The sequence below is a fragment of the Streptomyces sp. NPDC047130 genome (assembly GCF_040643475.1).
GTDB lineage: Bacteria > Actinomycetota > Actinomycetes > Streptomycetales > Streptomycetaceae > Streptomyces.
This window is the reverse complement of the sequence record NZ_JBEYUK010000013.1, coordinates 61,710-76,905: the sequence shown is the minus strand read 5'-3', so window position 1 is coordinate 76,905 and position 15,196 is coordinate 61,710. Positions and strand designations below refer to the sequence as shown.

Annotated in this window: 14 protein-coding genes and 1 riboswitch; of the genes, 9 read left to right on the top strand and 5 right to left on the bottom strand. The window is 73.4% G+C overall.

What is annotated here, in order from left to right:
* Positions 1-82: 82 nt before the first annotated feature.
* A complete protein-coding gene (nagA, locus tag ABZ836_RS17545; protein WP_361143072.1) occupies positions 83-1,261 on the bottom strand; it encodes an N-acetylglucosamine-6-phosphate deacetylase in 1,179 nt (392 codons plus the stop codon).
* On the bottom strand, positions 1,258-2,241 hold the full coding sequence (locus ABZ836_RS17540; protein ID WP_361143069.1) for an ROK family protein: 984 nt from the start codon (positions 2,239-2,241) through the stop codon (positions 1,258-1,260). Before ABZ836_RS17540 ends, nagA begins: the two co-directional genes overlap by 4 nt.
* A 143-nt stretch (positions 2,242-2,384) precedes the next feature.
* On the opposite strand from ABZ836_RS17540, the gene ABZ836_RS17535 reads away from it, so the two are divergent.
* A complete protein-coding gene (locus ABZ836_RS17535; protein WP_356130070.1) occupies positions 2,385-2,612 on the top strand; it encodes a DUF3263 domain-containing protein in 228 nt (75 codons plus the stop codon).
* A gap of 40 nt (positions 2,613-2,652) precedes the next feature.
* A complete protein-coding gene (gene otsB / locus ABZ836_RS17530; protein WP_361143066.1) occupies positions 2,653-3,507 on the top strand; it encodes a trehalose-phosphatase in 855 nt (284 codons plus the stop codon).
* Between the two features lie 209 nt (positions 3,508-3,716).
* Here the strand turns inward: otsB and ABZ836_RS17525 are convergent, their stop codons facing one another.
* Both ABZ836_RS17525 and ABZ836_RS17520 read right to left on the bottom strand, forming a co-directional pair.
* Complete coding sequence (locus tag ABZ836_RS17525) at positions 3,717-5,147, bottom strand: trehalose-6-phosphate synthase (protein ID WP_361143064.1); 1,431 nt, start codon at positions 5,145-5,147, stop codon at positions 3,717-3,719.
* Positions 5,148-5,243: 96 nt separating this feature from the next.
* Entirely contained in the window at positions 5,244-6,188 is a 945-nt protein-coding gene (locus tag ABZ836_RS17520; RefSeq protein WP_356130064.1) for a glucosyl-3-phosphoglycerate synthase, read from the bottom strand.
* A 222-nt stretch (positions 6,189-6,410) separates the two neighbouring features.
* Positions 6,411-6,550, top strand: a riboswitch (SAM riboswitch).
* Between the two features lie 18 nt (positions 6,551-6,568).
* On the opposite strand from ABZ836_RS17520, the gene thrC reads away from it, so the two are divergent.
* The 5 genes from thrC (at position 6,569) to ABZ836_RS17495 (ending at position 12,411) form a co-directional block, all read left to right on the top strand.
* Positions 6,569-7,870 (top strand): threonine synthase, encoded by a 1,302-nt coding sequence (gene thrC / locus ABZ836_RS17515; protein WP_356130062.1) that lies wholly within the window; start codon positions 6,569-6,571, stop codon positions 7,868-7,870.
* 54 nt (positions 7,871-7,924) lie between these two features.
* Positions 7,925-8,203 carry a MoaD/ThiS family protein gene (locus tag ABZ836_RS17510; RefSeq protein ID WP_356130060.1) on the top strand — a complete coding sequence of 93 codons (279 nt, stop codon included), beginning with the start codon at positions 7,925-7,927 and terminating at the stop codon, positions 8,201-8,203.
* A 455-nt stretch (positions 8,204-8,658) separates the two neighbouring features.
* Positions 8,659-8,862, top strand: coding sequence for a cold-shock protein (locus ABZ836_RS17505; RefSeq protein ID WP_009339379.1), 204 nt, complete (start codon positions 8,659-8,661; stop codon positions 8,860-8,862).
* A gap of 551 nt (positions 8,863-9,413) precedes the next feature.
* Positions 9,414-11,036, top strand: coding sequence for a chaperonin GroEL (groL, locus tag ABZ836_RS17500; RefSeq protein ID WP_151774325.1), 1,623 nt, complete (start codon positions 9,414-9,416; stop codon positions 11,034-11,036).
* Between the two features lie 238 nt (positions 11,037-11,274).
* Positions 11,275-12,411: an NADH:flavin oxidoreductase gene (locus ABZ836_RS17495; protein WP_356130058.1), complete on the top strand. Its 1,137-nt coding sequence runs from the start codon at positions 11,275-11,277 to the stop codon at positions 12,409-12,411.
* Between the two features lie 152 nt (positions 12,412-12,563).
* On the opposite strand, the gene ABZ836_RS17490 is transcribed toward ABZ836_RS17495, so the two are convergent.
* Positions 12,564-13,127 carry a hypothetical protein gene (locus ABZ836_RS17490; RefSeq protein WP_361143059.1) on the bottom strand — a complete coding sequence of 188 codons (564 nt, stop codon included), beginning with the start codon at positions 13,125-13,127 and terminating at the stop codon, positions 12,564-12,566.
* Between the two features lie 231 nt (positions 13,128-13,358).
* Here ABZ836_RS17490 and ABZ836_RS17485 point away from each other — a divergent pair, with 231 nt between their 5' ends.
* Together ABZ836_RS17485 and ABZ836_RS17480 are read left to right on the top strand one after the other, a co-directional pair.
* Positions 13,359-14,033 carry a hypothetical protein gene (locus ABZ836_RS17485; RefSeq protein ID WP_361143057.1) on the top strand — a complete coding sequence of 225 codons (675 nt, stop codon included), beginning with the start codon at positions 13,359-13,361 and terminating at the stop codon, positions 14,031-14,033.
* A 21-nt stretch (positions 14,034-14,054) separates the two neighbouring features.
* Positions 14,055-15,158: a GNAT family N-acetyltransferase gene (locus ABZ836_RS17480; RefSeq protein WP_361143054.1), complete on the top strand. Its 1,104-nt coding sequence runs from the start codon at positions 14,055-14,057 to the stop codon at positions 15,156-15,158.
* Positions 15,159-15,196 lie beyond the last annotated feature (38 nt).

The window sequence follows — 15,196 nt, the reverse complement described above, 5'->3', positions numbered from 1 at the left end:
CATGCCAAAAACGGAGGCGGGGGCCCAGAGTCGGAGCAGGCGCGGTCCCGGTGACGGTCCGTCCGGCCCGCCCGGCGCGGCGTCACCGCCGGCGCGGATCGACCACCCAGGCGCCCTTGCGCATCACCCCGCGCAGCGTGAACTCCTCGTCCAGCACCACGAGATCGGCGTCCTTGCCGGGTTCCAGCGAGCCGATCCGGTCGTCCAGGCCGAGCAGCCGGGCGGGCGTCGAGGAGATGGCCGCGACCACCTCCTCCACCGGCAGGCCGTCCTCCGTGACGGCCCGTCGGAAGGCGCGGTCCAGGGTGAGGGTGGAACCGGCGATGGAACCGCCCTCGGTCAGCCGGGCCACGCCGTCGACCACGTCGACCTCCAGCGGGCCCAGCAGGTAGCGGCCGTCGCCGAACCCGGCGGCGTCCATCGCGTCGGTGATCAACGCGACCCGACGTCCGCCCGCGTGACGGAACGCCAGCCCCAGCGCGCCCGGGTGGAGGTGCACGCCGTCGTCGATCAGCTCCACGGTGACCCGCTCGTCCTCCAGCAGGGCGGTGACCGGGCCGGGGGAGCGGTGGCCCAGCGGGGGCATCGCGTTGAAGAGGTGCGTGGCGACGGTGGCGCCCGCCTCCACGGCCTCCACGGTCTGCTCGTAGGTCGCGTCGGTGTGGCCGACCGCGGCGATCACGCCCATCTCGCGCAGCATCCGCACCGACTCGATCCCGCCGGGGAGTTCGGCGGCCAGGGTGACCATCCGGGCCTGCCCGCGGGCCGCCTCCACCAGCTTGCGGACCTCCGACGGGTCGGGGTGGCGCAGCAGTTCCTCGGAGTGGGCGCCCTTGCGGCAGGGGGAGATGAACGGGCCCTCGAAGTGGACGCCGGCGATCTCGCCGTCCTCGGCGAGCTCGGAGAGCAGGCCGGCGCGGCGGGCCAGGGAGTCCAGGTCGCCGGTGACGGTGGAGGCCACCAGGGTGGTGGTGCCGTGCGCGCGGTGGGTGTGGACGCCGCGCAGGACCTCCTCGACGGTGCCGGAGGTGAACGAGGCCCCGCCGCCGCCGTGGTTGTGCAGGTCCACGAAGCCGGGGACGACCCAGCAGCCGGTCAGGTCGATCTCGGTGGCGGGCGCGTCCGCGGGCACGGCGGCCGGGTCGGCGAGGCGGTGGCCCTCGACGACCACGCGGCTGCCGGGGACGGTGCCGCCGGGCAGGACGACCCGGGCGCCGGTGAGGACCGTGCGGGAGCCGGCGGGATCGGTGGACGTCGTCATGGGGCGGGCACCTCCGGGGTGGGGGAGTGGGCGGGGCCGGCGGCCCGCGGGACGCCGGCGTCGGTGGCGAGCAGGTCCCAGGCGAGGAGGCCGGCGCCCAGGCAGCCCGCCGAGTCGCCGAGGGCGGCGGGGACGATCTCGGGCGGTACCTGGAAGGTGATCCGCGAGGCCACCGCCTCGCGCAGCGGGGCGAACAGGGTCTCCCCGGCCTCGGCGAGGCCGCCGCCGATGATCAGGCGCTGCGGGTCGAGCAGGGTCAGGCCGGTGACCAGGCCGTCGGCGAGGGCGTCCACCGCCTCCTGCCAGACCTTCCGGGCGCGCTGGTCGCCGCGGGTCACCGCCTCGGCGCAGTCCGCGGCGTCCGCCCGCGGATCCCCGCAGGCCAGGGCCCAGGCCTCGCCGACCGCCGAGGCGGAGGCGTACCGCTCCAGGCAGCCGCGCTGACCGCAGGGACAGGGGGCGCCGCCGGGGCGCACCACGACGTGGCCGATCTCGCCCGCGTTGCCGTGGGCACCCGCCTCGACCCGGCCGCCGATGCCGATGGCGCCCGCGATGCCGGTGCCGAGGGCGACGAACAGGACGCGGTCCGCGCCCCGGCCGGCGCCGGCACGGCCCTCGGCGAGGCCGCCGGAGCGCACGTCGTGGCCGACCGCGACCGGGATGCCGTGCAGCCGCTCGCCGATCAGTTTGCGCAGCGGGACGTCCCGCCAGCCGAGGTTGGCGGCGTAGACGGCCACGCCGAGGGCGGAGTCGACGATGCCGGGGACGGCGATGCCCACCGCCGAGGCGCCCCGGCCGAGGAGGGACTCGCCCTCGGCGTGCAGGTCCGCGGCGAACCCGAGGATGTCGTCGACGACGGCCTCGGGACCGCGGTGCCGGCCGGTGGCCCGGCGGGCCTGGTGCAGCAGACGGCCGTCGGGGCCGACCAGGGCGGCCTTCATCCCCGTGCCGCCCACATCGAGGGCGATGACGTGATTCACCCGACCAGTCTGGCGGGTGGGCCGAGAAAGGTCTAGTCCACTTGTCGCAGGGAGTGGGGCGGGAACGGGCGGGAACACGCGGGAACCAACCGCCGGGAACCCGCGGGAGCCGGGCGTCGGCGGCAGCGGTTACGGTGCTGGGCATGGACGAGCTCAGCCGCAGGGAACAGGACGTGCTCGCGCTGGAACGGCGCGGATTCGCGGGGCCCGGCGCGAAGGAGCGGGCGATCCGCGAGGAGCTGGGCCTGGCCCCCGTGCGGTACTACCAACTGCTGAACGCGCTGCTGGACGACCCGCGGGCGCTGGCCCACGACCCGGTGACGGTCAACCGGCTGCGCCGGATCCGGGACAGTCGCCGCGCGGAACGCTGAGCGGGGGGTTGACCGCGGGCCGCGCGGTTATGGTCCCGATATGGGCAGCGACCAGAACGACATGCAGGGGCTCCCGGAGCCGGTGACGGCGGCCGGGCGGGACGGGCTCGCGGCGATCCTCGCGGCGCCGGAGCGGGCCGTGATCGCGCTGGACTTCGACGGCACGCTCGCGCCGATCGTGCCGGACCCGGACCTGGCCAGGGCACACCCCGGGGCGGTGCCGGCGCTGGCGGCGCTGGCGCCCAAGGTGGCGGCGGTGGCGGTGGTCACCGGGCGGCCGGCCGAGGTGGCGGTGCGCAACGGCGGCTTCGCCGGGGTGGACGGGCTGGACCACCTGGTGGTCCTCGGCCACTACGGCGCGGAGCGGTGGGAGGCGGCCACCGGGAAGGTCACGGCGCCGGACCCCCACCCCGGTGTGGAGGCGGTGCGGCGGGAGTTCCCCGAGGTGCTGGCCTCCGTCCCGCAGTCGCGGGGGACGTGGATCGAGGACAAGGGGCGCGCGCTGGCCGCGCACACGCGGCGGGCGGAGGACCCGGAGGCCGCCTTCGCGGCGCTGCGGGAGCCGCTGGCGGACCTGGCCGCACGGCACGGGCTGATCGTGGAGCCGGGGCGCATGGTGCTGGAGCTGCGGCCGCCGGGGATGGACAAGGGGGTCGCGCTGCGGCGGTACCTGCGGGACGTGGGCGCGGGATCGGTGCTGTACGCCGGGGACGACCTGGGGGACGTTCCCGCGTTCGAGGCGGTCGCGGGGTTGCGGGGGGAGGGGGTGCCGGGGGTGCTGGTCTGCAGCGCGAACGAGGAGGTCCGCGCGCTCGCCGACCGCGCGGACCTGGTCGTCCCCGACCCCGCCGCCGTCGTCCACCTCCTCCACACCCTCGCCGACCACCTCCCCTGACCCCGGCCCGGGCGCGGCGAACGGCTCGCGTCGTCACGCGTGGGCCGACGGCCCTGTACGCACGTGACCCTCCCGGAGGGACCGAGGTCCAGTTCGGTGAGCCGTCACGTGCGTACGCACCGGTCTGCGCCCACCCGCGCGGCCGGCCGCACGCGGGGCGGAGGCGCGGCGGTTCCCCGCCCGGGCGGGGAACCGCCGCCCGGGGCGGGTCAGCGGGTGGTGGTGGTGAGGGCGTGGAGCTGGTCGAGGAACCACTTGGTCGGCGGGGTCGCGGTGGCGGCGGCCACCAACCGCTTCGTCCGCTCCGCCCGCTCCCCCGCCGGCATGGTCAGCCCCTCGTGCAGCGCCCGAGCCGTGGCGTTCACGTCGTAGGGGTGGACCGTGATCGCGTCGTCGCCCATCTCCTCGTGCGCCCCGGCCTCGCGGGAGAGGACCAGCGCGCAGCCGTTCTCGGCGAGCACCGGGACCTCCTTGGCGACCAGGTTCATGCCGTCCCGGATCGGGTTGACCAGCGCCACGTCGGCCAGCCGGTAGGCCGCCAGCGACCGCGCGAAGTCGTCCTTGAGGTTGAGCACGACCGGCGTCCAGTACGGCGTGCCGTACTCCGCGTTGATCTCCGCGGCGACCCGCGCGACCTCCGCCGTGTAGTCGCGGTAGACGGCGAGGTCCTGTCGCGACGGGTAGGCGAAGGCGACGTGGACGACCCGGTCGCACCACTCGGGGTGGTCGTCCAGGAGCTGCCGGAAGGCGTGCAGGCCGCGGACGATGTTCTTGGACAGCTCGGTGCGGTCGACCCGCACGATCGTCCTGCGGAGGTTGCCGTCCGGGTCGTTGCCGATCTCGGCGCGCAGCTCGGCGACCCGCTGGTCGACGTCGGCCCGGTGGCCCCGCTCCCGCAGGAAGTCGGCGTCCGCGCCCAGGCCGTGCACACCGATCCGGGTGTCGCCGACGCCGCCCACCGCGGCGTCGCAGCAGGCGGTGAAGGCGTCGGCCCAGCGCTGGGTGAGGAAGCCCAGCCGGTCGGCGCCCAGCATGCCGCGCAGCACGGACTCCGCGACGTCGTCGGGCAGCAGCCGGAAGTACTCCGGCGGGGCCCACGGGGTGTGCGAGAAGTGCCCGATGCGCAGGTCGGGGCGGAGCTCGCGGAGCATGCCCGGGGCGAGCGTCAGGTGGTAGTCCTGGACCAGCACCGCCGCGCCCTCCGCGGCCTCCTCCGCCAGCGCCTCGGCGAAGGACCGGTTGAACTCCTGGTAGGCGGCCCACCGGAGCCGGAACTCGCTGTCGAACACGGGCTCGAGCGGGGTCTGGTACAGCATGTGGTGCACGAACCAGAGCGTCGAGTTGGCGATGCCGTTGTACGCGGCGTCGTGCGTCTCGGCGGAGATGTCCAGCATCTTGACGCCCGGCTCGGACACCCCGCGGTGGACCGCCTCGCGGTCCCCGTCGCCGAGCGCCGAGCAGACCCACAGCGCGCCGGCGTCCGGGCCGATCGCGGAGAGCCCCGAGACCACGCCCCCGCCGCCGCGGCGTGAGACCAGCGAGCCGTCCTCGGCGACCGAGTACGAGACCGGTCCGCGGTTGGAGGCGACCAGCACCTGGGGGGCGGGGGAAGCAGTGGCGGAAGTTTCGGCGGAACCCATACGCGTCACCTAGCCCGGAGGGGAAAAGTCCAAACGTCGCCGGCCGCGGCGGCGGCGCCCGGGCCGGAGGCGGGGCGCTGCGCCGAACGGGTGAGGTCAGGCCACCTCGCGGGACCGGTACTCGACGATCTCGGTCATCGGCGGCCGTTCCAGCGTGTCCACCGCGTGGGTCCGCGGCGTGAAGCCCTCCTCGGTGCGCTCGAACTGGGTCATCAGGGGCCGGACCATCTGTCCGCGGGCCAGCCGGAGCTGGGCGGTGCGGTAGATGGTGGCGGCCATCCGCCCCAGGGCCTGGCTGTCCTGGTTGCGGTGTTTGCGGACGCCGACGTCGACCTGGGCGAGGGCGTCCAGCCCCACGGTGTGCAGGGCGTCGATCAGCATGGCCAGCTCCACCCCGTAGCCGACGGGGAACGGCAGCCGTTCCAGCAGCGACCGCCGGGCCGCGTACTCGCCGCCCAGGGGCTGCACGAAGCCCGCCAGCTGCGGCCAGTGCAGGTTGATCAGCGGGCGGGCCATCAGCTCGGTGACCCGGCCGCCCTGGCCGGCCTCGGTGCCGAGCGGGCGGTCGTACATCGCCTTGACCAGCGAGATCTGGGGGTCGGTGAGCAGCGGGCCCACCGTGCCCGTGACGAAGTCGGAGGAGAAGTCCCGGAGGTCGGAGTCGATGAAGCACACGATGTCGCCGCCGGTGACCAGCAGCGATCGCCAGAGCACCTCCCCCTTGCCGCGGACGGCGGGGACACGGGGCAGGATGACGTCCCGGTGCACCACCCGGGCGCCCGCGGCGGCGGCCACCTCGGAGGTGCGGTCCGTGGACCCGGAGTCGACGACCACGAGCTCGTCCACGAGGGGAACCTCTTCGATCAGGTCCCTGCGGATCGTGGCGACGATGTCGCCGACCGTGGCCTCTTCGTTGAGCGCCGGCAGCACGACGGAGACCGTCGAGCCGCATTGGCGCTTCGCGGCGAGGATCTGGTGGAGCGGGCGATCGGTCACATGCCAGGAGCGTGTGCCCAGCCAGCTTTCGACTTCTTCCAGCACAGTCAGCGGCTCCTCACTGTGTCCGACCACCTGCCGTACGGCGGGCGGCCCGTCTCGCGTTCCGGACGACTCTCTCAACTGTCCTGGCCTTCGGTTACAGTCTTGAACATCACCGGTGACCACCGCATGTCGGGGGTCGGGTTCGCTCGACTGGTGGATACGGGTCCCCTCGGTGGGGCCCGCTCAAAACAACCGAAGAACAACCGAAGAACAACAGAAGAACGCTCATCCAGAGGGGCAGAGGGATACGGCCCGATGAAGCCCCGGCAACCCTCCAGCCGTGCCCGCGATCACGCGAGGCCCCGGCTAGGGAAGGTGCCAAATCCGTCTCACGGCGAAGACGCCGCTGAGGAAGATGAGGAGAAAGGGCCTCGCCACTCATGGCTGTACAGACCGTCACGACCGCCTCCGCGTCCACGACGACCTCCGCCGCCCCCGTCGATCTCGGCCCCGCGACCGCCCTCTCGTGTCGCGAGTGCGGCCACCGCGTTCCGCTCGGCCCCGTCTTCGCCTGCGAGGAATGTTTCGGGCCCCTCGAGATCGCCTACGACTACTCCTCGTACGAGGCCGAGGAACTCCGCCGCCGCATCGAGGCCGGCCCCGGAAACATCTGGCGTTACGCCCCGCTGCTGCCCGTGCCCGCGGACGTCGCCGAGAAGCCCAACCTGAACCCGGGCTGGACGAAGCTGGTGAAGGCCGACAACCTGGCCCGCGAGCTGGGCGTCACCGGCGGCCTGTACGTGAAGGACGACTCCGGCAACCCGACGCACTCCTTCAAGGACCGCGTGGTCGCCCAGGCCCTCGAGGCGGCCCGCGCCTTCGGTTTCACCACGCTCTCCTGCTCCTCCACCGGCAACCTGGCCGGCGCCGTCGGCGCGGCCGCCGCCCGGGCCGGTTTCCGCTCCTGCGTGTTCATCCCGCACGACCTGGAGCAGGGCAAGGTCGTCATGGCCGCGGTCTACGGCGGCGAGCTCGTCGGCATCGAGGGCAACTACGACGACGTGAACCGTTTCTGCTCCGAACTGATCGGCGACCCGGCCGGCGAGGGCTGGGGCTTCGTCAACGTCAACCTGCGCCCCTACTACGGCGAGGGTTCCAAGACGCTGGCGTTCGAGATCTGCGAGCAGCTCGGCTGGAAGCTGCCGGACCAGCTGGTGATCCCGATCGCCTCCGGCTCGCAGTTCACCAAGATCGACAAGGGGCTGAAGGAGCTGATCCAGCTCGGCCTGGTCGAGGACAAGCCGTACAAGCTCTTCGGCGCGCAGGCCTCCGGCTGCTCCCCGGTCTCGGTCGCCTACAAGGCCGGGCACGACGTGGTCCGCCCGCAGAAGCCGGACACCATCGCCAAGTCGCTGGCCATCGGCAACCCGGCCGACGGTCCGTACGTGCTGGACATCGCCCGCCGCACCGGCGGCGCGGTGGAGGACGTCACGGACGAGGAGGTCGTGGCCGGCATCCGGCTGCTGGCCCGCACCGAGGGCATCTTCGCCGAGACGGCGGGCGGCGTGACCGTCGGCGTCACGCGCAAGCTGATCGAGAACGGGCTGCTGGACCCGTCGCTCACCACCGTCGTCCTCAACACCGGCGACGGCCTCAAGACGCTGGACGCGGTCGCCGACCAGGGCCTGACCGCCACCATCCGCCCCAGCCTCGACTCGTTCCGTGAGGCCGGCCTCGCCTGACCTCCGCCCCGCCAGCCCCGTACCCAGCCTCACCGTGACCGGAGGTCAGACCCCATGAGCGTGACCGTTCGCATCCCGACCATTCTCCGCACCTACACCGGCGGCCAGGCCGAGGTGAGCGCCGAGGGCGCGACCCTGGGCGAGGTCATCGCCGACCTGGAGAAGAACCACACCGGTATCGCCGCCCGCGTCCTCGACGACCAGGGCAAGCTGCGGCGTTTCGTCAACGTCTACGTCAACGACGACGACGTGCGGTTCGAGCAGGGACTGGAGACCGCCACCCCCGAGGGCGGCAGCGTTTCCATCATTCCCGCCGTGGCCGGCGGCGCCTGATCACTTTCGCTTTACCCGCGCTTTCCTAGTCGCCCTCTCCGATCGCCCTCTCCGGTTCATGCCGGCGTCACATACCGCCGACGACCGGGGAGGGCGATTCTGCATGATTGGGCGCGGTACAGTTGGGGTACCCCGCGCCGAACTCCCGCCGGGTGACGATGAGTTCCTGCCGCCGGCCCGACAAGATGCAGCCAAACTCCGCGGGTCCTTTGCGTGGTTCGCTCCTTCTGTCCGCCCGGACTTGCCCTGAATTCCGGCGATTTCTCGGCATATCGCTGACCGGGCTCCTCCAGAATTGTCGTCCGATTGACCTGTTGCAGAGGGCAGTTGGGCAGATACATTCAGCCGCGGTCGACGCGTTCCGGCGCACGCCCGCCGCCTGGGCGGCGGGTGAGGTCTGACCCGGATCCGCGAAGTGTGGATCTGTGCAAGGGCCAGTAATAGGGGAGTTAGGCATGGCTCAGGGCACCGTCAAGTGGTTCAACGCGGAGAAGGGGTACGGCTTCATCGCGGTCGACGGTGGTGCGGACGTCTTCGTGCACTACAGCGCGATTCAGATGGACGGCTACCGCACCCTCGAGGAAGGCCAGCGGGTCGAGTTCGAGATCTCGCAGGGCCAGAAGGGGCCGCAGGCGGACATGGTCCGTTTGGCCGGCTGAACGCAGCGACCGAACATCCTGACGTGACGTAGGGCCCGCGCCCCCTCGGGGGACGCGGGCCCTACGCCGTGCCCGCGCCCCGCAGCTCTCCGCGCCGCGCTCGGCAGCTCTCCGCGCCGCGCCCGGCAGCTCTCCGCGCCGCGTCCGGCAGCTCCCCGCACCTTCCCGTCCTCCCTGGACCTCCTCGTCCTCCCTGGACCTCTTCGTCCGTCCCGGACCTCCTCGTCCGCCCGGCGTCCGTGCCGTGACGCGCCCCACGCCTCCGGGCGCCGCGGAGCCCCGCAGCCGCCACCGGGCGGGCCGCCGGCCCCCGCCGGCGGGGTGTCCGGAGGGCGGAAAACGGGGCGGGATTCCGGGAGCGTCTTGCACTCGGCAGGGTCGAGTGCTAATCATTGCGTTAGCACTCTGAAGGTGAGAGTGACAACGATGGACCGGGTCGGTGAGGTCCGCGTTGCCGAGGCGGGAAGGAACCGTCCGGCACGCAGGCCGTCCGTCGCGGGCGCGGGCGCGGTCCGTAGGAATCACCCCCAGTCCTGGGAGGACCACTTCACATGGCCAAGATCATCGCGTTCGACGAGGAGGCGCGGCGCGGCCTCGAGCGCGGCATGAACCAGCTCGCGGACGCCGTCAAGGTGACGCTCGGCCCCAAGGGCCGCAACGTCGTCCTCGAGAAGAAGTGGGGCGCCCCCACGATCACCAACGATGGTGTCTCCATCGCCAAGGAGATCGAGCTCGAGGACCCGTACGAGAAGATCGGCGCCGAGCTGGTCAAGGAAGTCGCCAAGAAGACGGACGACGTCGCCGGCGACGGTACGACCACCGCGACCGTTCTCGCCCAGGCGCTGGTCCGTGAGGGCCTGCGCAACGTGGCGGCCGGCGCCAACCCGATGGCCCTGAAGCGCGGCATCGAGAAGGCCGTCGAGGCCGTCTCCGGCGCCCTGCTCGAGCAGGCCAAGGAGATCGAGACCAAGGAGCAGATCGCCTCCACCGCCTCCATCTCCGCCGCCGACACCCAGATCGGCGAGCTCATCGCCGAGGCGATGGACAAGGTCGGCAAGGAAGGCGTCATCACGGTCGAGGAGTCCCAGACCTTCGGTCTGGAGCTGGAGCTCACCGAGGGCATGCGCTTCGACAAGGGCTACATCTCGGCGTACTTCGCGACCGACATGGAGCGCATGGAGGCGTCGCTCGAGGACCCGTACATCCTCATCGCCAACTCCAAGATCTCCTCGGTCAAGGACCTGCTCCCGCTCCTCGAGAAGGTCATGCAGTCCGGCAAGCCGCTGCTGATCATCGCCGAGGACGTCGAGGGCGAGGCCCTGTCGACCCTGGTCGTCAACAAGATCCGCGGCACCTTCAAGTCCGTCGCCGTCAAGGCCCCGGGCTTCGGTGACCGCCGCAAGGCCATGCTCGGCGACATCGCCATCCTCACGGGCGGCGAGGTCATCTCCGAGGAGGTCGGCCTCAAGCTGGAGAACGCGACCCTGGACCTCCTGGGCCGCGCCCGCAAGGTCGTCATCACCAAGGACGAGACCACCATCGTCGACGGCGCCGGCTCCGCCGACCAGGTCCAGGGCCGGGTCAACCAGATCCGCGCCGAGATCGAGAACAGCGACTCGGACTACGACCGCGAGAAGCTGCAGGAGCGCCTGGCGAAGCTGGCCGGCGGCGTGGCCGTCATCAAGGCCGGTGCCGCCACCGAGGTGGAGCTCAAGGAGCGCAAGCACCGCATCGAGGACGCCGTCCGCAACGCGAAGGCCGCCGTCGAGGAGGGCATCGTCGCCGGTGGTGGCGTGGCCCTGCTGCAGGCCTCCCAGGTCTTCGAGAAGCTGGAGCTCGACGGTGACGAGGCGACCGGCGCCAACGCCGTGCGCATCGCGCTCGAGGCCCCGCTGAAGCAGATCGCCGTCAACGCCGGCCTCGAGGGCGGCGTCGTGGTGGAGAAGGTCCGCAACCTCACCCCGGGTCACGGCCTCAACGCCGCGACCGGCGAGTACGTCGACCTGATCGCCGAGGGCATCATCGACCCGGCGAAGGTGACCCGTTCCGCGCTGCAGAACGCCGCCTCCATCGCCGCGCTGTTCCTCACCACCGAGGCCGTCATCGCCGACAAGCCGGAGAAGGCCGCCGCGGCCGCTCCGGGCGGCATGCCGGGCGGTGACATGGACTTCTGAGCCTGACGGCTCGGAGCCCACGGTCCGCGAGCGGACCACGCGCAACGCCCGAGGGCGGCACCCCACCGGGGTGCCGCCCTTCGGCGTTCCCGCCCGCAGTGCCCCAGGTTCGGCGGCGGGGTTCGGCCGGGGGGCGGGAATGCCAGGGCATACCGACTGGTTCGCACAAGTACGCGGACGCTCGCCGGACCGGTGGCGCCCGCGCTGCCATGACTGTCCCTCCCCCAAGGAGCCCCACGTGACCGTCACCTCCGGTGCCGAGATCGCCGACCGCGCGTCCCGCGTCCTGTCCCGCCCGCTCACCGTCAACGGCATGACGCTGCCCAACCGCCTGGTGATGCCTCCGATGACCCGGAAGTTCTCGCCGGGCGGCGTGCCGGGCGAGGACGTGGTGGCGTACTACCGGCGGCGGGCCGCCGCCCAGGTGGGCCTGATCGTCACCGAGGGCACCTATGTCGACCGCCCCGCCGCCGGGGACAGCACCCGGGTGCCGCGCTTCCACGGCGAGGAGCCGCTGGCCGGCTGGCGCAAGGTCGTCGAGGCGGTGCACGCCGAGGGCGGGAAGATCGTCCCGCAGCTCTGGCACGTCGGCATGACCCGCCCGGACGGCCGTGGCGCGTTCCCCGACGCCCCGTCCGAGGGCCCGTCGGGCCTCCTGCTGAACGGCGAGGCCTCGCCGAACGGCCGGACGATGACCCAGGAGGACATCGACGCCACCGTCGCCGCCTTCGCCAAGGCCGCCGCCGACGCCGAGCGCGTCGGCTTCGACGGCATCGAGCTGCACGGCGCCCACGGCTACCTGATCGACCAGTTCCTCTGGGAGCGCACCAACCGCCGCACCGACGCCTACGGCGGCGACGCCGTCGCCCGGACCCGGTTCGCGGTGGAGATCGTGGAGGCGGTCCGCGCCGCGGTCTCGCCCACCTTCCCGGTGATCTTCCGCTTCTCGCAGTGGAAGTCCGACGCGTACGACGCGAAGCTGGCGACCACGCCGGAGGAGCTGGAGGCGGTGCTGCGCCCGATCTCCGAGGCCGGCGTGGACGCCTTCCACGCCTCCACCCGCCGCTACTGGCTGCCCGAGTTCGAGGGCTCCGACCTCAACCTGGCCGCCTGGACGAAGAAGCTGCTGGGCAAGCCGGTCATCACCGTGGGCTCGGTCGGCCTGGACGGCAACTTCACCGACGCCTTCACCGGCAAGGGCGCGCCGGTGCGGGCCGTCGACGACCTGCTGGACAGCGTGGAGCGCGAGGAGGTCGACCTGATCGCGGTCGGCCGCGCGCTGCTCCAGGACCCCGAGTGGGGCGCCAAGCTGCTCGGCGGGCGGACGGACGAGATGACGCCGTACGACGCGGCGTCCCTGATGCGCCTGCACTGACCCGTCGCCCACCGCCCACCGCCCGCCGGAACCGCAGGACGGCGGAACCGCAGGACGGCGGAACCGCAGGACGGCGGGACGGCAGGACGGCAGGACGGACGAAGGGGCCGACCGCGCACACGCCGCGGCCGGCCCCTTCCGGGTGGGCCCGGTCAGCCCATGGGTTCGACGGGGACGACGCGGGGTTCGCCCCAGACGCGCAGGACCTCGTAGTCGGTGAACTCGTGCACCAGCCGGTACGCCATCGCGGGCCGGGGCCCCCGGCGTTCCGCCGCCAGGAAGAGTTCCGCCTCGCGCCGGTCCCGGCGGGGCGCCCCGCACAGCTCCCAGGCACGCCCGTTCCACGCCTCCGGCAGCCAGCGCTGCTGCGGCTGCGGGCGGTCGCCGTGCATGCCGTACCGCGAGGGCACGGGTTCGGCCGGACGGTCCGGCACGGGACCGCCGCTCAGCCGGGCCCGGCGGCCGCTGCGGCGGCGGGTCTCGCACAGCAGGCAGAGGTCGGGGGCGCTCCGGTCCACCGGACCGTTGGGGTGCTCCGGGCAGCGGGTGGCGGGGGCGGCCGTGGTGACCGTCTCCTCCAGCAGCTCCATCGCGCGCCGCAGGTCGCCCTTCAGCTCGTGCAGCTGCGAGTCCGGGGTGTCGGAGGTGATCTTCTCCCCGTGCTCGCCGAGCACGCGCAGGGCGCGCCCCAGGGCGGTGAGCTGAGCGTGGTTCACGGCGGTGCGGATCCTTTCCGGACGGACGACGCGGTACGCGGTACGCGGTGCCCGGTACGCGGGACTGATGACGGATGTCGGACGTCGGCGCGGCGGGTGGGCGGTACCGGCGGCGCCCGGCACACCGGCCGGCCGCGTCGGGCAGCCGCTCGCCGCTCGCCGTTCCAGCGTCGCACACGCGGGGGGCACCCCGGAGCGCGTCCCGTGCGCGGGCGGTCCACAATGCGGGGCATGACGCGACCCGACGCCGCCCCCGCCGATCCCGCCGACCTCGACGCGCTGCGTGCCCGCTGGGCGCGGGCCCTGACGGCCGCCCGCGGCGGAGCGCCGGAGCCGGACCCCGCGCCGTACGCCGAGAACCTGCTGGCCCGCTGGGCGGAGCCGCAGCGGCGCTACCACACGCTCACCCACCTCACCGCCGTCCTGGACCGGGTGGACGAGCTGGAGCGGTACGCGGCCGACGCGGACGCGGTGCGGTTGGCGGCCTGGTTCCACGACGCCGTCTACCACCCCGACCGCTCCGAGAACGAGGAGCGGTCGGCCCGTCTCGCGGAGGTGGCGCTCCCCGAGGCGGGCGTCGACGCGGCGCGGACCGCGCAGGTGGCCCGCCTGGTCCGGCTCACCGTCACCCACGACCCGGCCGACGACGACCCGGACGGCCAGGTCCTCTGCGACGCCGACCTGGCGGTCCTCGCCTCCCCGCCCGAGGCGTACGCCGCGTACACGGCCGCCGTCCGGCAGGAGTACCACTTCATCCCCTCCGACCTGTTCCGCGAGGGCCGCACCGCGATCCTGCGGCAGCTCCTGGAACTGCCCCGGCTCTTCCGCACCCCCTACGGCGCGGAGCACTGGGAGGCGACCGCCCGTTACAACCTGAGGTCCGAAATCGACCTGCTCACCGGCTGATCCGGGCCCTAGGCTCCGGTCATGACGACTCTGGGCGCCCTGGGGGGCGACGCGGCGGCGAAGGCAGTGACCGATGCGGTGGCGGAGGCGGTGGCGGCCCTGCGGCCGGCCGCGGGACGGGACTGGTCCACGGTGCGGGCCGGACGGGTGGAGTGGGACTGCCGGCGGACCGCCCAGCACGTGGTGAGCGATCTCTTCGCCTACGCCACGCAGTTGGCGACGCGGGCGCCGGACGCCTACCGGCCGGTGGAGTACACGCTGGACCCGCCGGACGCCGACGCCCCGACCGCCCTGGAGGCGATCGAGGCGGGCGGCGTGATGCTGGCACTGGCCTGCCGGACGGCGCCGAGGGCGGCCCGCGGCTTCCACCCGTACCCCTTCCGCGGCGCCGGCCGCGAGGGGTTCGCCGCGATGGGCGTCGCGGAGGTGCTGCTCCACACCCACGACATGGCCGAAGGGCTCGGCATCGCGTACCGGCCGTCGGCGGAGCTGTGCGGGTACGTCCTCGCCCGGCTCTTCCCGCACGTGCGGCAGGGCGACGACCCGTGGCGGACGCTGCTGTGGGCCACCGGGCGGGGCACCCTGCCGGGCGAGGCGCCGGTCACACGGTGGCACTGGTACAACACGCCGCTGATCGAGGCGGAGCGCCTGACCCTGGAGGCGCTGAGCGTCCCGGCCGTCGCGGACCTCGCGCTCGGCGGCGACGGCGGCCACCACTGGGTCCCCGGCGGCCCGTTCGATGGCACCCGGGAGGGCGCGGGCATGGTCGCGTCGGCCTACGACAAGGGCGCGCTCCGTCCGGAGTGGGGCTCCTACGTCCTGCTGCGGCGCGAGGACGACCGGGCGCTGGGCTCCATGGGCTTCCACGGCCCGCCGGACGAGGAGGGGCGCGTCGAGGTCGGCTACGACCTGGCCGTCGCCGCCCGCGGCCAGGGCTACGCCACCGAGGCCCTGCGCGCCCTCAGCGCCTGGGCCCTGGACCAGGAGGGCGTCCGGGTCGTCACCGCCCGGGTCGAAGCCGCCAACACCCCCTCCCGCAGGGTCCTGGAACGCGCCGCGTTCCGGCCCGTCGGCCACCTGGAGGAACCCGGCGGCGTGCTCGTCCTCGAACGGCGCGCGGACTGACCGACCGCCCGCGCACGGGTGCCCGGTGTTCCCGGCTG